Raw genomic sequence first — 25,063 nt, 5'->3', positions numbered from 1 at the left:
AAATCATTGTAATAGAATAGAAAGGAAGATGGCTATGTCTAATAATTTTAAAGATGACTTTGAAAAAAATCGTCAATCGATAGACACAAATTCACATCAAGATCATATGGAAGATGTTGAAAAAGACCAAGCAGAAGTAGAACATCAAGATACATCAGAGAAAACGGAGCAACAGTTTCCGCCGAGAAATGCCCAAAGAAGAAAAAGACGTCGTGATTTAGCAACGAATCATAATAAACAACACCACCATGAATCAAAAGTGTCTGAAGACAAAGTTCAAAATGAGGCTGGAACGTTAGATGATCGACAAGATGAATCAACATTACATAGTTCTTCAAATCAAGAAGTTAGCCATCATGAAAGTAAGTCTCATAATGAAGAGTCAAATTACACTAAAAATACATTTGCAATGGATAAATCACATCCAGAACCAAATGAAGAAAATGTGAAACATGAGGAAACGCAAGAAACTCAAAAAGCTCAAGTTACTGAGAAAGATCAAAGTGTAGCTAACAATGTTGATCATGAAAAAGTACAACAGCCGAAACCGCATTTTGCAACTGATACTAATAAGCCAAAAGAATCAGCAGAGAATAGTAAAGACGTGCCGGTTGATGCGAAAAATGATGATACAAAAGAAAAACATAATGGCAAAAAAGCTGCAGCAATTGGTGCGGGTACCGCTGGTGTTGCAGGTGCAGCAGGTGGCGCATCAAAAGCTAAGTATCAAGCAAAAGACAAACAAAATGTTCAAAAAGATAGCGTTGAAAAGTCTACTGAAAGTAATGAAGCAAAACAAAAGAAAAAAGATCATAATAGTAAGAAGGGTGCCGCTGTTGGCGCAGGTACCGCTGGTGTAGTAGGAGCAGCTGCCGCTTCAAAACAACAAGCTTCTGCTCAAACGAATCATCATCATGAACATCGTGATCATCAAGATAAAGAAAAAGAGCATAAAAAAGGCGGTATGACGAAAGTATTATTACCTTTAATTGCAGCCGTGTTAATTGTTGGTGCTTTAGCAATCTTTGGTGGTATGGCATTAAATAACCATAATAATGGTACGAAAGAAAATAAAATAGCGAATACGAACAAAAATAAATCTGAAGATAGTAAAGATAAAAAAACTTCAACAGATTCTGCAAAAGACAAGTCAAAATCTGAAGACAACGACAAATCAAAATCTGATGATAAAGATAAAGCAACTACTGATGATCAAAATAATGTAAACCAAGCGAACAATCAAACGCAAAATAACCAAAATCAACAACAAGCAAATCAAAACCAACAACAGCAACGTCAAGGTGGAGGACAAAGACATACAGTTAGTGGTCAAGAAAACCTTTATCGAATCGCAATTCAATACTATGGTTCAGGTTCGCCTGAAAACGTTGAGAAAATTAGACGTGCTAATGGTTTAAGTGGTAATAATATTAGAAATGGCCAACAAATTATTATTCCATAATCAATATCAATTCAATCTTTAAATTCAACTGCTACATACACATTAGTGTTTTAAAGTAATTTTAGTGAAATCTGATTTACTTATAATTCACTTATCGTAATGTAGCAGTTTTTTCGTGAAGATTTAGAAAGTGTTTATCAGTTAACTTCATTGAATAAATATCCAATTTATTACCGTTTACTGATAATAAAGATTAAATGTATATAATTGATGGTATTGCTCAAATATCAAAATTGGAATTATCAATATTCAATATTGAGTTATGACTAAGTTTTTAACTTACTTTCCTCAATAAAACTAAAGAAGAAGCGTACAATTGTACAGACGACAATATTTTAGTGTAAACCTACAAATTGTCGGAAATATATCATAAATTAGTAAGCACAGACTTAGCTTATCAACTATTGAACTGTTATAATAGTTTGGGATTAAAGGAGGCCGAAACAATGCAAAAAGTAGAAAGTATTATAATTGGTGGAGGGCCATGCGGTTTAAGTGCGGCTATTGAACAAAAAAGAAAAGGCATTGATACGCTAATTATTGAAAAGGGTAATGTCGTTGAATCAATATATAATTATCCAACACACCAAACATTTTTCTCATCAAGCGATAAATTGAGTATCGGGGACGTGCCATTTATCGTAGAAGAAAGTAAGCCAAGACGTAATCAAGCATTAGTATATTATCGTGAAGTTGTGAAGCATCACCAACTAAGAGTAAATGCATTTGAAGAAGTGTTAACAGTTAAAAAAATAGATAATAAATTTACAATAACTACAACGAAAGATGTATATGAATGTCGCTTTTTGACAATTGCAACTGGATACTATAGCCAGCATAATACATTAGAAGTTGAAGGTGCTGATTTACCGAAAGTCTTCCATTATTTTAAAGAGGCGCATCCGTACTTCGATCAAGACGTCGTAATTATTGGCGGTAAAAACTCAGCAATTGATGCAGCGTTAGAATTAGAAAAAGCTGGCGCAAATGTGACAGTGCTATATCGAGGCGGAGATTATTCACCATCAATCAAACCGTGGATACTTCCAAATTTCACAGCACTTGTAAACCATGAAAAAATAGACATGGAATTCAATGCCAATGTCACACAAATTACTGAAGATACATTGACTTATGAAGTAAATGGAAAGAATAAAACGATTCATAACGATTATGTATTTGCGATGATTGGTTACCATCCCGATTATGAATTTTTAAAATCAGTAGGTATTCAAATTAACACAAATGAATTTGGAACAGCGCCTATGTATAATAAAGAAACTTACGAAACAAACGTCGAAAATTGTTATATCGCAGGTGTTATTGCAGCAGGAAACGATGCGAATACTATTTTCATTGAAAATGGTAAGTTTCACGGTGGTATTATCGCTCAAAGCATGCTCGCTAAAAAACAAACACCGTTAGAATCATAATTTAAAAGGTCTATCTGCTAGAGGTATAGCTTTTCAACAATTGACATACTCATTATGTCCAACTTTGTTGATGACTAACCGATGCAAATAGACCTTTTTTGTTTTATACAAAAATCATAATTCAAAGTATGATTTTAGTTTAGTGGTATCTAGTTGATTACTTAATGCAACTAATAGTTTCAAACGTGCTTTAGGACCATTTAAGCCATTAGAGAAAATAAAGCCTTGTTGAGCGAGTTGATAACCACCGCCATCATATGCATAAGTAGGACTTACAATACCATTGAAAGAACGAGAAACTAAAACAATAGGTATATTTAGTTTAACTAATTGATTAATACCGTTTAATGCACTTGGAGGTAAATTACCTTGTCCTAATGCTTCAATAACCATCCCGTCAATCTTTTCACGACTGTAAAAATTAAAAATATCACTTGGCATGCCCATATATGCTTTAATTAGCGGTACATTAAGTGATTCGTCGACATTTGGTAGGGCGGGTTGACGATAAGGCATATGGTGGAATTGAACGCGATCTTTTGTTAGAACACCTAATGGTCCATGATTAGGACTTTGGAAAGTATTAGTATTTGAAGTGTGGGTTTTAGTTACATTTCGTGCAGTATGAATTTCATCATTAAATACAACCATGACCCCTTTATGGCGTGCTTTTTCATCAGAAGCTACACGTATAGCGGAAATATAATTATATAAACCGTCTGAACCAATTTCATTTGATGAACGCATTGCACCAGTTATGACAATAGGTTCTTCAATGCCTAATATTAAATCTAGCAAAAAGGCAGTTTCTTCTAATGTATCAGTGCCATGTGTGATGACAAAACCATCATAGTATTTTTTTGTTACTGCCTCTAAAATAATATCCTTTAATTGTTTAACATGTTGTATAGTCATATGAGGTGATGGAACATTAAAAGGATTTAATTCATCTATTTGTGCATATTGATTAATTACATCTTGATGCATTGAAATAGGGTTGATATCATTTGTTACTACTTTATTAGATTGGTCTTGTGACATACTTATTGTGCCACCAGTATGAATAACAAGTAGATGTTTCATATATTTCCTCCTATATTTCGTTTACCTAATTATGATAAAATATTATTCATAAAACGACAAGGAAGGGAAATGACGCATGAAAGCCATTAATATTGCATTAGATGGTCCAGCTGCTGCCGGTAAAAGTACAATTGCGAAGCGTGTAGCGAGTGAACTATCAATGATTTATGTCGATACAGGTGCGATGTATCGTGCATTAACATACAAATACTTAAAATTAAATAAAACTGAGGACTTTGCAAAACTTGTTGACCAAACAACATTAGATTTAACTTATAAAGCAGATAAAGGTCAATGTGTCATTTTAGATAACGAAGATGTTACAGACTATCTAAGAAGTAATGATGTGACGCAACATGTTTCATACGTAGCTTCTAAAGAACCTGTGCGCTCATTCGCTGTTAAAAAACAAAAGGAATTAGCTGCAGAAAAAGGTATCGTAATGGATGGTCGTGATATTGGTACAGTAGTTTTACCAGATGCAGATTTAAAAGTGTATATGATTGCTTCAGTTGAAGAACGTGCAGAAAGACGTTTAAAAGATAATCAATTAAGAGGCATTGAGTCTAATTTTGAAGATTTAAAAAGAGATATTGAAGCTCGTGATCAATATGATATGAACCGTGAGATATCACCTCTAAGAAAAGCTGATGACGCAGTTACTTTAGATACAACTGGCAAATCAATCGAAGAAGTTACAGAAGAAATTTTAGAGATGGTTAATCAAATTAAATAACTAAGAAGCTAACATTAATAAAATTTATAATTACTTGATGAACGGAAAAGGCTGTTTTTATTCTAATCGAATAGAAATGGTCTTTTGTTAATTTATAAACGAATAACGATAATACTAGAAATAAAAGTGTGTAATTAAACCAAGCATATTAGTAATTCAACTGATTTATAAACAACCTATGAATTGTATTAACAAAAAAGCTAAAATAGCATGTTATTTAAATTTACTTTTTTAAAATTAAAGAGATGCTTTAAAATACATCAATATTAAAGTGCTATTTAGCAATGACTTATTATTACGATTAACAAATGTAATCATTAAAGAATGATGCCTAATATACACACTTCTTACTAACAAAATGTAAAAGTTTCTCAATTGCGTGGCTTTTTGTTTTATAAAAGTATAAAATTTTACTATAATATATCTTGTAGAGAACAATGAAATGACAGACTTATTAAACTAAATAATGAGTTATGCTAATTTTTATACAAAAAATATGTATAAACATAGCGGACTGTATTACTTTGATACAAAAATGGTTGTAATAAATATTTATCGATATGACGACTTGAATATGATAAAGTGACATATTTATGTATATGACTATTTCGCAAAATGTAATCGAGGTAGAATTTCTTGACAATTCTGTCAGTTTATAAGATGTTATAAATATGTAGTGTATAAGGAGGCAAACAAGATGACTGAAGAATTCAATGAATCAATGATTAACGATATTAAAGAAGGTGACAAAGTCACTGGTGAAGTACAACAAGTTGAAGATAAACAAGTTGTTGTTCATATCAACGGTGGTAAATTTAACGGTATTATACCTATTAGTCAACTATCTACGCATCATATCGATAGCCCAAGTGAAGTTGTAAAAGTGGGCGACGAAGTTGAAGCGTATGTCACTAAAGTTGAGTTTGATGAAGAAAATGAATCTGGTGCTTATATTTTATCTAGAAGACAACTTGAAACTGAAAAGTCTTATAGCTATTTACAAGAAAAATTGGATAATAACGAAATCATCGAAGCGAAAGTTACGGAAGTAGTTAAAGGTGGTTTAGTTGTAGATGTAGGGCAAAGAGGTTTTGTACCAGCTTCATTAATTTCAACAGACTTCATTGAGGATTTCTCTGTATTTGATGGACAAACAATTCGCATTAAAGTTGAAGAGTTAGACCCAGAAAATAATAGAGTCATTTTAAGCCGTAAAGCAGTTGAACAAGAAGAAAATGACGCTAAAAAGGATCAATTATTACAATCTTTAAATGAAGGCGATGTTATTGACGGTAAAGTAGCGCGCTTAACACAATTTGGTGCATTTATTGATATCGGTGGTGTTGATGGTCTAGTTCACGTGTCAGAACTTTCACATGAACATGTTCAAACACCAGAAGAGGTAGTCTCAATTGGTCAAGATGTAAAAGTTAAAATTAAATCTATTGATAGAGATACAGAACGTATTTCATTATCAATCAAAGATACATTGCCTACACCATTCGAAAACATTAAAGGTCAATTCCATGAAAACGATGTAATCGAAGGTGTTGTAGTTAGATTAGCTAATTTTGGTGCATTTGTTGAAATCGCACCTGGTGTGCAAGGACTTGTACACATTTCAGAAATTGCACATAAACATATTGGTTCACCAGGAGAAGTACTAGAACCTGGTCAACAAGTTAGCGTTAAAATTTTGGGCATTGATGAAGAAAATGAGAGAGTATCATTGTCTATTAAAGCTACATTACCAAATGAAGATGTTATTGAAAGTGATCCTGCAACAACTGAGGCATACTTAGATAATGAAGATGAAGACAATCCTACGATTGGCGATATGATTGGTGATAAGCTGAAAAATCTTAAATTATAATTTAAATATAAATATTATGATGAACTCCACATGCTTTTGATTAACATGTGGAGTATTTTTCTGCAATTAACTAAAATTGTAATGAATAATAGAGAACAGAAAAAGTTAGTTATTTTGAATTGTTATATTTTAATAATAATTTTTCTTAGCACGGTTATAAACACATTTTGATTACACAGTGTCATGTGATATTATTAAAAAGATATAAGAAAGAGAGGAAGTTAGCTTATGACTAAACCTATAGTAGCAATTGTGGGTAGGCCTAACGTAGGTAAATCTACAATTTTTAATAGAATAGTTGGTGAACGTGTATCAATTGTTGAAGATACGCCAGGGGTAACACGAGACCGTATTTATTCTTCAGGTGAGTGGTTGACACACGATTTTAATATTATTGATACTGGTGGTATCGAAATTGGTGATGCACCATTCCAAACACAAATTAGAGCGCAGGCAGAAATCGCCATTGATGAAGCGGATGTTATCATTTTTATGGTTAACGTACGTGAAGGATTGACACAAAGCGATGAAATGGTTGCTCAAATTTTATACAAATCTAAAAAGCCGGTCGTATTAGCGGTTAATAAAGTAGATAATATGGAAATGCGTACAGACGTGTATGATTTCTATTCATTAGGTTTTGGAGAACCATATCCAATATCCGGATCACATGGTTTAGGTCTTGGTGATTTGTTAGATGCAGTTGTATCACATTTTGGTGAAGAGGAAGAAGACCCTTATGATGAAGATACGATTCGTCTTTCAATAATTGGACGTCCAAATGTAGGTAAATCAAGTTTAGTAAATGCTATTTTAGGTGAAGATCGTGTCATTGTCTCTAATGTTGCAGGAACAACAAGAGATGCAATCGATACTGAATATAGTTATGACGGACAAGATTATGTTTTAATCGATACTGCTGGTATGCGAAAAAAAGGTAAAGTATATGAATCAACTGAAAAATATTCAGTGTTAAGAGCATTAAAAGCGATTGAACGTTCAAACGTTGTTCTTGTAGTAATCGATGCTGAACAAGGTATTATTGAACAAGATAAACGTGTAGCTGGTTATGCACACGAACAAGGTAAGGCAGTAGTAATCGTTGTAAATAAATGGGATACAGTTGAAAAAGATAGTAAAACAATGAAAAAGTTTGAAGATGAAGTGCGAAAAGAGTTCCAATTTTTAGACTATGCACAGATTGCTTTTGTATCTGCAAAAGAACGTACGAGATTACGTACATTATTCCCTTACATTAAAGAAGCGAGTGAAAATCATAAAAAACGTGTTCAAAGTTCTACATTGAATGAAGTTATTACAGACGCGATTTCGATGAATCCTACGCCAACAGATAAAGGAAGACGCCTTAATGTCTTTTATGCGACACAAGTTGCGATTGAACCGCCAACATTTGTAGTGTTTGTAAATGATGTTGAATTAATGCATTTTTCTTATAAGCGCTATTTAGAGAACCAAATCCGTGCTGCATTTGGATTTGAAGGTACGCCAATTCATATTATAGCTCGAAAAAGAAATTAACGATTGGGGGATAATTATGACTAAAATTACCGTATTTGGTATGGGAAGTTTTGGAACGGCCCTTGCCAACGTACTAGCTGAAAATGGGCATGACGTGATGATGTGGGGTAAAAATCAAAACGCTGTTGATGAATTAAATAATTGTCATACGAATAAAAAGTATTTAAAATATGCGAAATTAAACGATAGTATCATTGCGACATCAAATATGGATGAAGCTATCCAATACGCAGATATATACTTAATGGCGTTACCAACTAAGGCGATGCGTGATGTAGCTTCTCAAATAAATGAAAAGTTAACAACTAAGAAAACATTTATTCATGTCGCTAAAGGTATAGAAAATGGCACATTTAAACGTGTTTCAGAGATGCTTGAAGATTCAATTTCCCCTGAATATAATGCAGGTATTGGTGTATTATCTGGACCAAGTCATGCAGAAGAAGTTGTAGTAAAACAACCAACAACTGTAGCAGCTTCATCAAAAGATGAAAATGTAAGTAAACTAATTCAAGATTTATTTATGAATGACTATTTACGTGTTTATACGAATGATGATTTGGTTGGCGTTGAACTTGGTGGAGCATTAAAAAATATCATTGCAGTAGCAAGTGGAATTGTAGCTGGAATTGGATATGGAGATAATGCGAAAGCTGCATTAATGACTCGTGGTTTAGCTGAAATCAGCAGATTAGGTGAAAAATTAGGTGCTGATCCTATGACGTTTTTAGGATTGGGCGGTATTGGTGATTTAATTGTTACATGTACGTCAACACATTCTCGAAATTTCACATTAGGATATAAACTTGGGCAAGGTGAATCCATGGAGCAAGCCTTATCCGAAATGAATATGGTTGTCGAAGGTATTTATACAACTAAATCAGTTTACTATTTAGCTAAAGAAAAAAATGTAGATATGCCAATTACAAATGCATTATATAGAGTTTTATTTGAAAATATTTCTGTAAAAGAATGCGTTAAAGATTTAATGGAGCGCGACAAAAAATCTGAATAAATTGTGTATTATTACACATATACAGCTATTTATTACGTATTATTAACAGAAATGGCTTAAATTCAACGTTTTTGCCACATAAATGATTGCGATTTATATAATGCTTGTGTTAAAGTTTTACCATAATGATATAAACATATCATTATCAAACCTCAGGAGGTGAATGTCTAATGAACAAAACAGATTTAATCAATGCAGTTGCAGAACAAGCTGATTTAACTAAAAAAGAAGCTGGTTCAGCAGTAGATGCTGTATTCGAATCAATCCAAAACTCACTTGCTAAAGGTGAAAAAGTACAATTAATTGGTTTCGGTAACTTTGAGGTACGTGAACGTGCTGCACGTAAAGGTCGTAATCCTCAAACTGGTAAAGAAATTGATATCCCAGCAAGTAAAGTTCCAGCATTCAAAGCTGGTAAAGCATTAAAAGATGCTGTAAAATAATTTTACTTAGAAAGCCCTGTACAAGGGCTTTTTATTTTGCCTTCATAAGTTGTAACAAATGTGAGTATATAAAACAAAAGTTGAATATGTTAATTGAAACAAGTAAGTAATCTAATTGTAAGTTAAATCGTAATAAGAATTTGTTTTGACATTCAAATCAATGTGATTCAATGATATGAATTTCATTTTTATAGAAGAAATTTGGACTGAAATGGTAAAGAACCACTAATGATTATTTATGTTGTGGTTCTTTATAAATATCCACCGCTATTTTGTACTTAATAATATGAATACATGAGTAATAATCATGTATAATAAATTTTAATTTCTAATGAAAAATCATTTCTTTGCCTGTAGAAATTGGGGGGGCAAATTCTCTGTGTTGGGGCCACCCCAACTTGCATTGCCTATAGAAATTGGGGGTCCAATTTCTCTGTGTTGGGGCCCCGCATAATTATAAAAGATGTTATGAGTGTATTTTTATTCGGTCAATTACTGTTAAAATAATATTGTTGTGCCAAGGGCTTTGATTGATGTATCATGTCCGAATTTTATGGGTAAAGATTGTAAGTAAATATTACTATTGAAGATCGATTGTGTTTATAAAAGTTGCTATTGAAACGATAATTAAAAATAGAATTGTAAAAACTACATAAAATGATGTCCGTATAAATTTAAATATAAAAATGATTAGTAATCTTAATGCTTCAAAAGATTTTAATTTCTTACATATAATGTTAATATGAATAGTGATAATATCGTGAGGTGTAGACATGGAAACAACTGTAAGCAAATTGGAAAGACAAATAAAAGAAAGATTAAAAGGCGTATCCGAGTATGAACCTATAAATATTAATCATAGATTAGGTGCATTATTAGATTCATATGATATTCCAGATGTTGCCAAAGTAGCATGCCTCACAATTGACACATCGATGAGACACCTAGATGACATTACATATAATCATTTATCTAAGCATTCAATTTTGATTGGTGATTTAATTAGTGCACATTTTTATACATTACTTGCAGAAATCAATGATTTATCATTTCAAAATGAAATTAGCAAAGCAATTGTTGAAATCAACGAATTAAAATCATCTTTACATCATCAAGCTTTAAGTGATTATGAAATATCACAAGCAATAGTAAGAATTGAAACACTTTTTCCGTATATTACAATTTCTCATTTTGGTAAGACTGTTGATGAGTCAAAAATATATAATTATTTATTTGAAGATATGTCTGATTACTATCCATCATACTTCAAGAAATATAATCAAAGTGAAGTAAAACGTTACTTACACGATATCCAAAAAAGTTATTTGAAAAGTAGAGGTAATTAAGCATGGCTGACAATAAAGCAAATAAAGAACAAGTACATCGAGTATTCCAAAATATATCAAAAAAATATGATAGATTAAACAATATTATTAGTTTTGAACAGCATAAAGTATGGAGAAAACGCGTCATGAAAGATATGGGCGTAAGAAAAGGTACTAAAGCTCTAGATGTATGCTGTGGCACAGGAGATTGGACGATAGCCCTAAGTAAAGCAGTTGGACCAACTGGCGAAGTAACAGGAATTGATTTTAGTGAAAATATGCTAGAAGTAGGAAAAGAGAAAACTGCTTCAATGGAAAATGTTAAACTTGTTCATGGTGATGCGATGGACTTACCATTTGAAGATAATTCATTTGATTATGTAACAATCGGATTTGGTTTGAGAAATGTACCAGATTATTTAGGCGCATTAAAAGAAATGAATAGAGTACTTAAACCGGGTGGTATGGTAGTTTGCCTCGAAACGAGCCAACCAACTTTGCCAGTATTTAAACAAGTATATGCGCTATACTTTAAATTTGTTATGCCGATATTTGGAAAGTTATTTGCAAAGTCAAAAGAAGAATATGAATGGTTACAGCAATCTACATTTAATTTTCCTGGCAAAGATGAATTAAAACGTATGTTCGAAGAAGCAGGATTTATAAATGTAAGAGTACGTAGCTTTACAGGTGGCGTTGCTGCAATGCACCTTGGCTATAAAGAAAAAGATAATTCCAAAGGTGATTAACGTGGCAAAGTTAAACATGAACAATGAAATTAAAAAAGTGGAACAACGACTTGAAAAGGCAATTAAAAGTAAAGATTCTGTTCTAGAACAAGCTTCTTTACATTTATTGTCTTCTGGTGGAAAACGTGTACGACCTGCATTTGTGATTCTTAGTAGCCAATTTGGTAAAGATGAACAAACGTCTGAACAAACTTATCAAGTTGCAGTCGCATTAGAGTTAATTCATATGGCAACACTTGTTCATGATGACGTTATAGATAAGAGTGATAAACGCCGTGGTAAGTTAACCATATCAAAGAAATGGGATCAGACAACAGCTATTTTAACTGGAAACTTTTTATTAGCATTAGGACTTGAACACTTAATGGCAGTAGAAGACAATCGAGTGCATAAGCTGATTTCTGAATCAATTGTAGATGTGTGTCGTGGAGAATTATTCCAATTTCAAGATCAATTTAATAGTCAGCAATCTATAATCAATTATTTAAGACGCATTAATCGTAAAACAGCACTGTTAATTCAATTGTCAACAGAAGTTGGTGCAATTACATCGCGTTCAGATAAAGAAACAATACGAAAATTGAAAATGATTGGGCATTATATTGGTATGAGTTTCCAAATTATCGATGATGTTTTAGATTTCACTAGTTCTGAAAAGAAATTAGGGAAACCTGTAGGCAGTGATTTGTTGAATGGTCATATTACTTTGCCTATTTTACTGGAAATGAGAAAAAATCCAGAATTCAAAGTGAAAATTGAACAATTACGACGTGACAGCGATCGAAAAGAATTTGAAGAATGTATTCAAACTATTAGAAAGTCTGACAGTATTAATGAATCCAAAGCAGTTAGTACAAAGTACTTGAAGAAAGCTTTAAATTTAATTGATGAACTGCCAGATGGCCATCCAAAATCACTTTTACAAAGTTTAACGAAAAAAATGGGGTCAAGAAACACTTAGTATTTATGAAAAGTATTGAAAGCGCTTTACCAACCTGTTAATATATAATAGTAATATACATAAACCTATTAAACACAGGGGGATACATAAGTGGAACGTACATTTTTAATGATTAAACCAGATGCAGTACAAAGAAATCTAATTGGTGAAGTAATTTCAAGAATTGAACGAAAAGGACTTAAACTTGTTGGTGGTAAATTAATGCAAGTACCAATGGAACTTGCTGAAACTCATTACGGTGAACACCAAGGTAAACCGTTTTATAATGATTTAATCTCATTTATTACATCAGCACCAGTTTTCGCAATGGTAGTTGAAGGTGAAGATGCAGTTAATGTATCAAGACATATTATTGGCAGTACTAATCCTTCTGAAGCTTCACCCGGTTCAATTAGAGGAGATTTAGGTTTGACTGTTGGTAGAAATATTATCCACGGTTCAGATTCATTAGAGTCAGCTGAACGCGAAATTAATTTATGGTTTAATGAAAATGAAATTACTAGCTATGCTTCACCACGTGATGCATGGTTATATGAATAAAATATAAACTGTAAACCTTTACGATTTATTTATAAAGGTAGAAAGGGTTTTGTTATGTGGTTAGTCATTATGATTATACATAACAAGACCCGTTTTTTATGTTGTAGTAAATTACTTGAAAAATTTTATAGTTTTTTTGGTAACACTTATTAAAAAGAGAGGAATATTCTTTATCAAATGAAACTAAACAGAAAGAAGGGGTTGTTAAAATGAAGAATATTATTTCAATTATTTTTGGGATTTTAATGTTCTTAAAATCAATGGAATTATTATATGGTGCTATATTTTTAGATAAACCACTTAATCCTTTAACAAAAATTATTTTTATACTGACTCTCATTTATATTTTTTATGTATTAGTAAAAGAGTTGATTATATTTTTGAAATCGAAGTATAACAAAAGCGCTTAACATATGTAATTTTTAAATATCATAATTTTTTTAAACGGACTGATTAACTTTATTAATAATTAACAGTTCGTTCTTTTGTATTAAGAAATGTAGTCAGTATATTATTTGCTAAAGTTGCGATACGATTATATTAAAACGGCTAATCATTTTTAATTAATGATTATATGATGCAACTGTTTAGAAATTCATGATACTTTTCTACAGACGAATATATTATAATTAATTTTAGTTCGTTTAATATTAAGATAATTCTGACATTTAAAATGAGATGTCATCCATTTTCTTAATTAAGCTTGAAAACAAACATTTATGAATTCACAATGAATATGATAAGATTAACAACATATTATAATGTTATTGCGGAAGTATGAAAGGAGCGAGTGTGTATGAGATATCTAACTTCAGGAGAATCACATGGACCTCAATTAACAGTTATTGTCGAAGGTATACCAGCAAATTTAGAAATTAAAGTTGAGGATATTAATAAAGAAATGTTTAAGCGTCAAGGTGGTTATGGACGTGGCCGACGCATGAAAATTGAGAAAGATACAGTAGAAATAGTATCAGGCGTTAGAAATGGTTATACATTAGGTAGTCCAATTACTATGGTTGTAACCAATGATGACTTTACGCATTGGAGAAAAATTATGGGAGCAGCTCCAATAAGTGAAGAAGAACGTGAAAATATGAGACGTACTATTACAAAACCAAGACCTGGTCATGCAGATTTGGTTGGAGGTATGAAATATAATCATCGTGATTTACGAAATGTGCTAGAGCGATCATCTGCTAGAGAAACAGCAGCTCGAGTTGCAGTCGGTGCCTTATGTAAAGTGTTGTTACAACAGTTAGATATCGATATATACAGTCGTGTTGTTGAAATTGGCGGAATTAAAGATAAAGATTTTTATGATTCAGAAACATTTAAAGCAAATCTTGATCGTAATGATGTTCGTGTAATTGATGAAAGTATCGCACAAGCAATGCGAGATAAAATTGACGAAGCTAAAAATGAAGGAGATTCAATTGGCGGTGTCGTTCAAGTTGTAGTTGAAAATATGCCTGTCGGTGTTGGTAGTTATGTGCATTATGATCGTAAGTTAGATGGTAAGATTGCACAAGGTGTTGTCAGCATAAATGCTTTTAAAGGTGTAAGCTTTGGTAAAGGATTTAAAGCAGCTGAAAAGCCAGGTAGTGAGATTCAAGATGAAATTCTATATAATAGTGAAATTGGTTATTATCGTGGATCTAATCATTTAGGTGGTTTAGAGGGTGGTATGTCAAATGGTATGCCAATTATTGTAAATGGTGTAATGAAACCTATTCCTACGTTATATAAACCGTTAAATTCAGTTGATATAAATACTAAAGAAGACTTTAAGGCAACAATTGAACGTTCTGATAGTTGTGCTGTACCTGCAGCAAGTATAGTATGTGAACACGTTGTTGCATTTGAAATAGCGAAAGCATTACTTGAAGAGTTCCAATCAAATCATATTGAACAACTTCAACAACAAATTGCTGACCGCAGACAATTAAATATTGAGTTTTAACAACGAGAACAATTGAGGTGTGATCATGAAATTACAAACAACCTATCCTTCAAATAATTATCCAATATTTGTTGAACATGGTGCAATTGACCATATTAGCACGTATATTAATCAGTTTGATCAAAGTTTTATATTAATTGACGAGCATGTAAATCAATATTTTGCTGATAAATTTAATGATATTTTATCATTTGGAAATGTACATAAAGTTATTATTCCAGCAGGTGAAAAGACAAAAACATTTCATCAATATCAAGAAACATTAGAGTATATTTTATCCCATCATGTGACTCGTAATACAGCAATTATTGCTGTTGGTGGTGGTGCAACTGGTGATTTTGCTGGGTTTATTGCGGCGACACTTTTACGAGGCGTTCACTTTATACAAGTGCCAACGACTATACTAGCACATGATTCTAGCGTTGGTGGAAAAGTTGGTATTAACTCAAAGCAAGGTAAAAATTTAATCGGTGCATTTTATCGTCCAGATGCTGTAATTTATGACTTAGACTTTTTAAATACTTTGCCATTTGATGAAATATTGAGTGGCTATGCGGAAGTATATAAGCATGCCTTATTAAATGGTAAATCTGCTACACATGACATCGAGCAACATTTTAAAGATCGAGCGTCATTACAATCATTAAATGGAATTGATAAATATATAACTAAAGGCATTGAAACAAAATTAAATATCGTTGTTGCTGATGAAAAAGAGCAAGGTGTTCGAAAGTATTTAAATTTAGGACATACATTTGGTCATGCCGTGGAGTATAACCACAAAATTGCACACGGTCATGCCGTAATGATAGGCGTAATATATCAATTTATTGTTGCAAATATATTATTTAATTCTAATCACGATATCCAACATTATATTAATTATTTAACGAAATTAGGTTATCCTTTAGAAACAATAACCGACATAGATTTCGAAACGATATATCAATACATGCTAAGTGATAAAAAGAACGACAAACAAGGAGTTCAAATGGTATTGATTAAACATTTTGGCGATATTGTAGTGCAACACATTGATCAAACAACACTGCAACATGCATGTGAACAACTAAAAACATATTTTAAGTAGGTGAAGTAAATGGTAAGTGAACAAATTATCGATATTTCAGGGCCACTTAAAGGTGAAATAGAAGTGCCTGGAGATAAGTCGATGACACATCGAGCAATCATGTTAGCATCTTTAGCTGAAGGAACTTCCAATATTTATAAACCATTACTTGGTGAAGACTGTCGTCGTACAATGGATATATTCCGACTATTAGGCGTAGATATTCAAGAAGATGATGAAAAATTGATTGTGAATTCACCTGGATATAAAGCTTTTAAAACACCTCATCAAGTTTTATATACTGGAAACTCTGGCACAACGACTCGATTGTTAGCTGGTTTGTTAAGTGGTTTAGGTATTGAAAGTGTTTTGTCTGGCGATGTTTCAATTGGTAAAAGGCCAATGGATCGTGTCCTAAGACCATTGAAACTTATGAATGCGAATATTGAAGGTATTGAAGATAATTATACACCATTAATTATTAAGCCATCTGTGATAAAAGGTATAAATTATCAAATGGAAGTTGCAAGTGCACAAGTAAAAAGTGCCATTTTATTTGCAAGTTTATTTTCAAATGATACAACGGTAATAAAGGAGTTAGATGTTAGTCGAAATCATACCGAAACAATGTTCAAACATTTTAATATTCCAATTGAAGCAGAAGGGTTATCAATAACTACAACCCCTGATGCCATTCAACATATTAAACCGGCAGATTTTCATGTACCTGGTGATATTTCATCAGCAGCATTCTTTATTGTAGCTGCACTTATTACTCCAGGTAGTGATGTGACAATTCATAATGTTGGGATAAATCCTACTCGTTCAGGTATTATTGATATTGTTGAAAAAATGGGCGGAAACATTCAATTATTTAATGAAACAACGGGTTCAGAACCTACTGCATCTATTCGTGTACAATACACACCGACGCTTCAACCGATTACAATTGAAGGTGAATTAGTGCCAAAAGCAATTGATGAATTACCTGTAGTTGCATTACTTTGTACACAAGCAGTTGGAACGAGTATGATTAAAGATGCCGAGGAATTAAAAGTAAAAGAAACAAATAGAATTGATACTACGGCAGATATGTTGAATTTATTAGGCTTTAACTTGCAACCTACAAATGATGGATTGATTATTCATCCATCTGAGTTCAAAACGAATGCAACAGTCGATAGTTTAACTGATCACCGTATAGGTATGATGCTTGCTGTTGCATCATTATTATCAAGTGAACCAATTAAAATTAAACAATTTGATGCTGTTAATGTATCATTTCCAGGATTTTTACCAAAATTAAAGCTTTTAGAAAATGAGGGATAATACAAATGGAAGATATCTATAAATTAATAGACGATATCAATCTACAAAAACTAGAAAATTTAGACTCTCGTGTTAATGAAGCAATAACGACTGACAACGATGATGCATTATTTATTCTAGGAGAAACACTTTATAATTTCGGTTTAATGCCTCAAGGCTTAGAAGTATTCCGAGTGTTATATCATAAATATCCAGATGAAAGTGAACTGCTTATCTATTTTATTGAAGGATTAATGTCTGAAAATCAGACAGATGAAGCATTAGAATATTTAAGTTATGTGGAACAATCGCCTGAAAAATTAATGCTAGAAGCGGATTTATATCAACAAATAAATATGATGGAAGTAGCAATAGATAAACTACAAGAGGCACTTGAACTAGAGCCGAATGATCCAATTATTCACTTCGCATTGGCTGAAATGTTATATTACGATGGTCAATACTTACGTGCCACTGCTGAATACGAAACGGTATTAGAAACTGGTGAATATCAAGTTAATGGTGTAAACTTGTTCTCTCGTATGGCTGACTGTAGTTTGCAAAGTGGTAACTATAGCGATGCAATTCGCTTATATGATGAAATTAATGAAGAAGAAATGACGTCTGAAGATTATTTCAAAAAAGCTATTGCATATGATAAAAATGATATTACGCAAGAAGCTATTAAAATTATGACAACATTACTTTCTAAAGACCCTGACTTTATTCAAGGATACTTATATTTACAATCTTTATATGAAAATGAAAAAAATTATCCTGATGCCATTGAAACTGGTAAGGAAGGTTTACGTTTAAGTCAGTTCTATAAAGAATTAATGTATACAACTGGTAGTCTTGAGATTGAACATGGTGATGCCAATGAAGGTGTACAATTATTAAAACAAGCTTTAGAGGTTGATAATGCATATCAAGAACCTCTGTTAATTTTGAGTGACTTATATCGAAACGAAGAAGATTATGAAGCAATTATCGAATTATTAACATATGTAGATGAAGAAGATTTAGATCCTACATTTATGTGGCATTTAGCATATGCATTTGGTCAAGAAGAAAGAGATAAAGAAGCACAACACTTCTTTGAATTGGCTTATCCAACTATGAAGACGAATATTGACTTTATGAGCGATTACTATTTCTATCTAATTGAAATTGGCCAAAAAGATAAAGCAATTGCCATTTTGGAACAATTGTTAGAACTTGAACCAACTAATGAAACTTGGCATGACGAACTACTAAGATTGCAATCTTAAAGGGGAATTCGATGTCTGAAACACTTAATCAAGTAAAAGAAAGTTTTATTGAATATTTACTTTTTCAATACCGTTTTAAATCTCGAATTGCTGTGTGGGTACTTAACTATATCAAAGCAAATCATCATAAATTAGAAAATATACATTTTGTTGATACTAAAATTAAAAATCATGAAACATTGGAAATTGCAGAAGTGGATAGTAGTGCTTCTGCAATTCAATTTACGAAACATAATCTTAAGTTAATGAACACAAATGAAATATTTGATTATATCGCAAATAATAATGTCGCTTTTGATATTCAGATTCATTTTGCAAATAAGGTAAAGCGAGAGCAAAAATTGGACGATTTAATTGTTGCGCAATTAACAGAGTCTCCCTTTTTTCAAACTTATCTCCATGATTTAAAAAGTATAACAGTAGATAGACGTAAACATGCACTGTTGATAGACTACTTGCATCATAATATTGATTTGAGTTTACAAATGAATGAAAGAAAGAGATTTTATCAATTAACACAAATTCTGAATACGTTACAGCTAACAGAAAATGCACCACAGCGATTTGAGGGTTTAAGTAATGACAATTAAAGCATTTTGGCAATATACACTTTATCAAAGACCGTGGTTAATTATTTTGTTAATATGTAATTTTATAGGAATGGTGTATGGCTATGTTTGGTATCAGGATCAGTTAAGCCATACTTTATGGCAATATAAAATTTTTGTACCAGATAGTCCAACAGCAACACTTTTTCTCGTTATTTCAATTATGTTAATGCTAATGAGACGGGAAAGTAGTATAGTTGATACATTAGCATTCGTTACATTAATTAAATATGGTATTTGGGCAGTCATTATGAATATTATATTTATAATTGAACAAGATGATATTACGATTAATGGCCTAATGTTAATTTTAACGCATAGTATTATGGCGCTTCAGGCAATATATTTTTATCCGAGGTATAAACGTTCGATAATTAGTTTAAGTGTAGCGATTATATGGGTATTTCTAAACGATTATATTGATTATATACATTTGCAATTTCCATATTATGATTTTATAGCTACACATGTGTGGCAAATTGGTGTATTATCATGTTGTCTAAGTGTTTTTGCACTTTTACTTTATATTGAATTAAACAATTTATTAAAGTGTAAATGATTTGATAAAAATCCCAAATGACAGTAAAATATTTATAAAGGAGAGTGAGTTTATTGTCTTCAATTTTTTCTATGATAATTTATTTCGTAATACTAATGGTGTTACCATTATGGGCACAACACAAAGTTAAATCTAACTATGAAAAATATTCACAAGTTAGATCTACAAGTGGTAAAACGGGTCGTGAAGTTGCATTAGAAATCTTACATGCAAATGGTATTTATGACGTTGATGTTGTTAAAGGTGAAGGATTCTTAACAGATCATTACGATCCTAAAAAGAAAGTTGTTTCACTATCTCCTGCAAACTATGACAGACCATCAGTTGCTGGTACTGCAATTGCAGCCCATGAAGTTGGTCATGCCATTCAAGATCACCAAGGATATTGGTTCTTAAGATTCAGGGCAGCATTAGTTCCTGTTGCAAACCTAGGAAGTTCATTAAGCTATATCATTATTATGTTAGGTATCGTTTTAACAGCTTTAGGTAGTGCATTTGGTTCAACTGCTTTATGGATTGGTGCTGGTTTAATGTCATTAGCAGTATTATTCTCAATCGTAACATTACCAGTTGAGTTTGATGCGAGTTCAAGAGCGATGAAACAAATTACGGCATTGAATATTGTAAATGAAAAAGAATACAAACATGCGCGTAAAGTATTATCTGCAGCAGCAATGACTTATGTTGCGGCAACTGCTGTCGCTGTAGCAGAGCTTGTACGTATCATTTTGCTTGCGCGTTCAAGTGATTAATCTTATAGATTAACAATTAACTTAAATTAGACACTTATTAACTAGCTAATCACATTTTGTGTGGTTGCTAGTTTTTTTATGTTCTATTGTTAGTGAGTTAATTAAATATAAGATAGTGTAAAGAGAGTATTATGAAAAACTTTTGAAATTAGATTTGATTTAAAAAGTTCGTGAACTAACAAAGGGTTATAATTGTTCATCTGTTCATTGATATTAGTTGCTTATATATAACTTAATATTTGAGAAGTTCGGACGTTATACGCTACATAAACTTACTGTTTTGATTTATCTATATATGCATATCAACACGTTGGATTCACAATTTTTATTTCAAAATAAATGATTCATTTTATAATGTGAGGCATTTATTCAAACCATACTGAAAAATGTTCAACCATATGAGAATTCGTTATTTCAATTTAACATGATTTTAGTAGTTTGCACTAAACATGCATGTGACATCAAATTGATATATACTATATTAGAAACGCAATATAAGGAGATCGTATAAATGAAATCTATGTCAGATATGCAACATGAAGTTGATGAATATATTGGACAATTTAAAGCAGGATACTTTTCACCATTAGCTAATTTAGCTAGATTAACTGAAGAAGTAGGAGAGCTTGCACGAGAAATAAACCATACTTACGGAGAAAAAAAGAAAAAAGAAACAGAGGCTGAAAATTCAATTAAAGCAGAGTTAGGCGATAATTTATTTGTGTTACTATGCCTTGCAAACTCAATGGGAATTGATATGACAGAAAGCTTCAATGAAACAATGGAAAAGTTTAATACACGAGATAAAAATCGTTTTGAACGTAAATAGACATTGATATATTTGTCGCTTTTGGAAAATCAGAAGCGATTATAAAACGAATGTTAATTTGAAATGCATTGCAGAAAGCTTGACGCTTTAGTTTCAAAAAAATATGGCTGAGTATATAATTTGATGCATCATTAAATATGAATCTAACGAGCCTATTAATGTTGATTTTGAAGATAAATATCAAAATGACACGATGATTTATAATATATAGAAATAGAAAGGATGGGCAAGCAAATGAAAATAGGGATAACATGTTACCCGTCCATGGGTGGCTCAGGTATAATTGCCACAGAATTAGGTATTAAGTTAGCAGAACGAGGACATGAAGTACATTTTATAACCTCAAATATTCCGTTTAGAATTAGAAAACCATTACCAAATATGATTTTCCATCAAGTAGAAGTGAATCAATATGCAGTATTTCAATATCCACCATATGATATAACACTGAGTACCAAAATAGCTGAAGTCATTAAAGAATATGACCTTGATTTATTACATATGCACTATGCTGTTCCGCATGCTATATGTGGCATATTAGCACGTGAGATGTCAGGGAAAGATATTAAAATCATGACTACATTACACGGGACTGATATTACAGTATTAGGGTATGATCATTCACTGCAAGGTGCTATTAAATTCGGGATAGAAAAAAGTGATGTCGTGACAAGTGTAAGTAAATCTTTAGCAGAAGAAACACATGATATTATAGAAACAAATAAAGAAATCATACCGATTTATAATTTTGTACGTGAAAATGAGTTTCCGACTAAGCATAATGAATCATTAAAATCACAATTTGGTATTTCACCAGACGAAAAAGTGTTAATTCATGTTTCGAATTTTAGACAAGTAAAACGAATTGATACTATTATAGAAACTTTCGCAAAAGTACGTGCCAAAATACCAAGTAAGTTGATTTTACTAGGAGATGGTCCTGAATTAGTGCCTATGCGTCAAAAAACTAAAGAATTAAATGTAGAAGATGATGTTTTATTTTTAGGAAAACAAGATTGTGTAAGTGAATTTTATCAATTATCTGATTTAGTATTACTGTTGAGTGAAAAGGAAAGTTTTGGTCTAACATTACTTGAGGCAATGAAGACGGGAGTAGTACCAATTGGTTCAAATGCAGGTGGTATCAAAGAGGTCATTAAACACGGCGAAACTGGTTTTGTCGTCGATGTAGGCGACAGTGAAGCTGCGAGTGAATATGCTATACAATTACTTCAAGATAAAGCATTATACAATAAACTTCAAAAAAATATGCTTGAAGATATTGCTGAACGCTTTGGTTCGGAACTCATTACAGACCAATATGAGTATTATTATAAAAAGATGCTCAATGATAAAAGTAAAAATGAAGGCGAGTAATAAAATGGATAAATCACTATTTGAACTAGCAAAACCTATATTAGAGCATATTCAAGAAAATGGCTTTGAAGCATATTATGTAGGTGGTTCAGTGAGAGATTATGTCATGGGAAGAGACATTCATGACATAGATATCACGACGAGTGCTACGCCCGATGAAATAGAGTCGATATTCAGTCATACGATTCCAGTGGGGAAAGAGCATGGAACAATTAATGTCGTTTATAATCATGAAAATTATGAAGTGACAACATTTAGAGCTGAAGATGATTATCTTGATCATCGTAGACCGAGTGGTGTTACATTTGTTCGAGATTTATATGAAGATTTGCAACGCCGTGATTTTACGATGAATGCGATAGCGATGGATACTGAGTATAAATTATATGACTACTTTGGTGGGCAACAGGATATTGATAATCGCATAATTCGAACAGTTGGTTTGCCTGAAGAGCGATTTCAAGAAGATGCCTTACGCATGATTCGTTGCTTAAGGTTTCAATCACAACTGTCATTTGAAATTGCAGATGATACGTTTGAAGCTATGCGTATACAAATGGCAGATATTAAGTTTTTATCAATTGAGCGAATTGTAATTGAACTTACAAAATTAATAAGAGGAATAAATGTCGCACAAAGCTTTAAACATTTGAAAACATTAAAAGCCTTTAACTATATACCTTATTTTGACCATTTAGAAATGAATAAAATTAATATTAATGAACCAATTGACTTAGAACTATTTATTGCTATTGTTTCAGTGAAGTTCGATAAAAACATGTCTGTTAAGCCTTTAAAACTTAGCAATCGCCAATTAAGAGAAATTCAGCAATATAAACAAATTATCATGACATTACCAAATATTGTAATGAAAGAACAACTGAAAATGTTTGTATATGATTATGATATAAAGTTAATTGAAAATGTATTAAGCGCGTCGGAAATTTTAATGGAAAATGACATTCAAGGTCATCAACCATTAATCGTTAACCATCAAACAATTAATGAAATTAACCATCAATTACCTATGAACAGTAGAAAAGAAATGAGTGTAAATGGTGGTGTAATAATGTCACATTTAAATAAAAAGAGTGGTCCATGGTTAAAAGATGTGTTAAGGCAAATTGAAATCGCTATTGTTACAGATAAAGTTAGCAACCAAGAAACTGAAATTTTGAAATGGGTGGATAATCATGTCAAAATATAGTCAAGATGTACTTCAATTATTATATAAAAGCAAACCAAATTACATATCTGGGCAAACTATTGCTGAATCACTTAATATTTCAAGAACTGCAGTTAAAAAAGTAATTGATCAATTGAAATTAGAAGGATGTAAAATTGATTCAGTAAATCATAAAGGTCATTTATTACAACAATTACCAGATGTATGGTATCAAGGTATAATTAATCAATATACACAAAACTCAGCACTATTTAATTTTAGTGAGGTATATGATTCAATAGATTCAACACAACTTGCTGCGAAAAAGTCACTAGTAGGCAATCAATCATCATTTTTTATATTAAGTGACGAACAGACTAAAGGACGTGGCCGATTCAATCGATATTGGAGTTCTACGAAAGGTCAAGGACTATGGATGTCGGTTGTTTTAAGACCAAATGTTGCTTTTTCAATGATATCTAAATTTAATTTATTTATTGCATTAGGTATACGAGATGCCATTCAGTATTTTAGTAAAGATGAAGTTAAAGTGAAATGGCCAAATGATATATATATTGGTGATGGAAAAGTTTGTGGTTTTTTGACTGAAATGGTAGCAAATAATGATGGCATAGAAGCAATAATATGTGGTATTGGGATTAATTTGACTCAGCAATTAGAAGATTTTGATGAAAGTATTAGACATAGAGCAACAAGTATACAATTACATGGTGAACATAAATTAGATAGATATCAATTTTTAGAGAAATTACTTCAGGAAATTGAAAAGAGATATAATCAATTTTTAACGTTACCGTTTTCTGAAATTAGAGATGAATATATTGCAACTTCAAACATTTGGAATAGAACGTTGCAGTTTACAGAAAATGACAAACAGTTTAAAGGTCAAGCAATTGATTTAGATTACGATGGCTATCTAATTGTTAGAGATGAAGCGGGTGAATCACACCGTTTAATTAGTGCAGATATAGATTTTTAACAC

The 25,063-nt window shown here is 31.9% G+C and carries 24 protein-coding genes; 23 read left to right on the top strand and 1 reads right to left on the bottom strand.

Annotation, left to right across the window (positions count from 1 at the left end; translation table 11 throughout):
• The first annotated feature begins 34 nt into the window (after window positions 1–34).
• Entirely contained in the window at window positions 35–1,462 is a 1,428-nt protein-coding gene (gene ebpS / locus ML436_07155; protein UMT76983.1) for an elastin-binding protein EbpS, read from the top strand.
• A gap of 446 nt (window positions 1,463–1,908) precedes the next feature.
• Entirely contained in the window at window positions 1,909–2,895 is a 987-nt protein-coding gene (locus tag ML436_07150) for a YpdA family putative bacillithiol disulfide reductase (protein UMT76982.1), read from the top strand.
• Window positions 2,896–3,009: 114 nt separating this feature from the next.
• Here ML436_07150 and ML436_07145 read toward each other — a convergent pair whose 3' ends face one another.
• Window positions 3,010–3,978 (bottom strand): asparaginase, encoded by a 969-nt coding sequence (locus tag ML436_07145; GenBank protein UMT76981.1) that lies wholly within the window; start codon window positions 3,976–3,978, stop codon window positions 3,010–3,012.
• A 76-nt stretch (window positions 3,979–4,054) separates the two neighbouring features.
• On the opposite strand from ML436_07145, the gene cmk reads away from it, so the two are divergent.
• From cmk to ML436_07040, 21 genes are all read left to right on the top strand, one after another.
• The gene (gene cmk / locus ML436_07140; protein UMT76980.1) at window positions 4,055–4,714 is read left to right on the top strand and encodes a (d)CMP kinase; all 660 of its coding nucleotides are present in this window, start codon (window positions 4,055–4,057) and stop codon (window positions 4,712–4,714) included.
• A 697-nt stretch (window positions 4,715–5,411) separates the two neighbouring features.
• Window positions 5,412–6,587, top strand: a complete 1,176-nt coding sequence (rpsA, locus tag ML436_07135) for a 30S ribosomal protein S1 (GenBank protein ID UMT76979.1) — start codon at window positions 5,412–5,414, stop codon at window positions 6,585–6,587.
• A gap of 228 nt (window positions 6,588–6,815) precedes the next feature.
• A complete protein-coding gene (der, locus tag ML436_07130; GenBank protein UMT76978.1) occupies window positions 6,816–8,126 on the top strand; it encodes a ribosome biogenesis GTPase Der in 1,311 nt (436 codons plus the stop codon).
• Window positions 8,127–8,142: 16 nt separating this feature from the next.
• Window positions 8,143–9,141 (top strand): NAD(P)H-dependent glycerol-3-phosphate dehydrogenase, encoded by a 999-nt coding sequence (locus ML436_07125; GenBank protein ID UMT76977.1) that lies wholly within the window; start codon window positions 8,143–8,145, stop codon window positions 9,139–9,141.
• A gap of 170 nt (window positions 9,142–9,311) precedes the next feature.
• Entirely contained in the window at window positions 9,312–9,584 is a 273-nt protein-coding gene (locus tag ML436_07120; protein ID UMT76976.1) for an HU family DNA-binding protein, read from the top strand.
• Window positions 9,585–10,357: 773 nt separating this feature from the next.
• Complete coding sequence (locus ML436_07115) at window positions 10,358–10,930, top strand: heptaprenyl diphosphate synthase component 1 (protein UMT76975.1); 573 nt, start codon at window positions 10,358–10,360, stop codon at window positions 10,928–10,930.
• A 2-nt stretch (window positions 10,931–10,932) separates the two neighbouring features.
• Window positions 10,933–11,658 (top strand): demethylmenaquinone methyltransferase, encoded by a 726-nt coding sequence (locus ML436_07110; protein UMT76974.1) that lies wholly within the window; start codon window positions 10,933–10,935, stop codon window positions 11,656–11,658.
• A gap of 1 nt (window position 11,659) precedes the next feature.
• Window positions 11,660–12,619 carry a polyprenyl synthetase family protein gene (locus tag ML436_07105; GenBank protein UMT76973.1) on the top strand — a complete coding sequence of 320 codons (960 nt, stop codon included), beginning with the start codon at window positions 11,660–11,662 and terminating at the stop codon, window positions 12,617–12,619.
• Window positions 12,620–12,709: 90 nt separating this feature from the next.
• Window positions 12,710–13,159: a nucleoside-diphosphate kinase gene (ndk, locus tag ML436_07100; GenBank protein UMT76972.1), complete on the top strand. Its 450-nt coding sequence runs from the start codon at window positions 12,710–12,712 to the stop codon at window positions 13,157–13,159.
• 209 nt (window positions 13,160–13,368) lie between these two features.
• Window positions 13,369–13,569: a hypothetical protein gene (locus ML436_07095; protein UMT76971.1), complete on the top strand. Its 201-nt coding sequence runs from the start codon at window positions 13,369–13,371 to the stop codon at window positions 13,567–13,569.
• Window positions 13,570–13,955: 386 nt separating this feature from the next.
• Window positions 13,956–15,122: a chorismate synthase gene (gene aroC, locus ML436_07090; GenBank protein UMT76970.1), complete on the top strand. Its 1,167-nt coding sequence runs from the start codon at window positions 13,956–13,958 to the stop codon at window positions 15,120–15,122.
• A 25-nt stretch (window positions 15,123–15,147) separates the two neighbouring features.
• Window positions 15,148–16,212, top strand: coding sequence for a 3-dehydroquinate synthase (gene aroB, locus ML436_07085; GenBank protein ID UMT76969.1), 1,065 nt, complete (start codon window positions 15,148–15,150; stop codon window positions 16,210–16,212).
• Between the two features lie 9 nt (window positions 16,213–16,221).
• Complete coding sequence (aroA, locus tag ML436_07080; GenBank protein UMT76968.1) at window positions 16,222–17,520, top strand: 3-phosphoshikimate 1-carboxyvinyltransferase; 1,299 nt, start codon at window positions 16,222–16,224, stop codon at window positions 17,518–17,520.
• Between the two features lie 5 nt (window positions 17,521–17,525).
• Entirely contained in the window at window positions 17,526–18,770 is a 1,245-nt protein-coding gene (locus ML436_07075) for a hypothetical protein (GenBank protein UMT76967.1), read from the top strand.
• 11 nt (window positions 18,771–18,781) lie between these two features.
• A complete protein-coding gene (locus ML436_07070) occupies window positions 18,782–19,360 on the top strand; it encodes a YpiB family protein (protein ID UMT76966.1) in 579 nt (192 codons plus the stop codon).
• Window positions 19,350–19,937, top strand: coding sequence for a DUF1405 domain-containing protein (locus ML436_07065; protein UMT76965.1), 588 nt, complete (start codon window positions 19,350–19,352; stop codon window positions 19,935–19,937). The genes ML436_07070 and ML436_07065 overlap by 11 nt, the downstream gene beginning before the upstream one ends.
• Before the next feature lie 71 nt (window positions 19,938–20,008).
• The gene (locus tag ML436_07060; GenBank protein ID UMT79499.1) at window positions 20,009–20,689 is read left to right on the top strand and encodes a zinc metallopeptidase; all 681 of its coding nucleotides are present in this window, start codon (window positions 20,009–20,011) and stop codon (window positions 20,687–20,689) included.
• A gap of 511 nt (window positions 20,690–21,200) precedes the next feature.
• Window positions 21,201–21,518, top strand: coding sequence for a nucleotide pyrophosphohydrolase (locus tag ML436_07055; GenBank protein ID UMT76964.1), 318 nt, complete (start codon window positions 21,201–21,203; stop codon window positions 21,516–21,518).
• Between the two features lie 234 nt (window positions 21,519–21,752).
• Window positions 21,753–22,895 (top strand): N-acetyl-alpha-D-glucosaminyl L-malate synthase BshA, encoded by a 1,143-nt coding sequence (gene bshA, locus ML436_07050; protein ID UMT76963.1) that lies wholly within the window; start codon window positions 21,753–21,755, stop codon window positions 22,893–22,895.
• 4 nt (window positions 22,896–22,899) lie between these two features.
• Entirely contained in the window at window positions 22,900–24,102 is a 1,203-nt protein-coding gene (locus tag ML436_07045) for a CCA tRNA nucleotidyltransferase (protein UMT79498.1), read from the top strand.
• On the top strand, window positions 24,089–25,060 hold the full coding sequence (locus ML436_07040) for a biotin--[acetyl-CoA-carboxylase] ligase (GenBank protein ID UMT76962.1): 972 nt from the start codon (window positions 24,089–24,091) through the stop codon (window positions 25,058–25,060). The genes ML436_07045 and ML436_07040 overlap by 14 nt, the downstream gene beginning before the upstream one ends.
• The last annotated feature ends 3 nt before the right edge of the window (window positions 25,061–25,063 follow it).

The organism is Staphylococcus roterodami (assembly GCA_022493055.1).
Lineage (GTDB): Bacteria > Bacillota > Bacilli > Staphylococcales > Staphylococcaceae > Staphylococcus > Staphylococcus singaporensis.
Note: the sequence above shows the minus strand (reverse complement) of the source record. Positions and strands in the feature narration are given on the sequence as shown.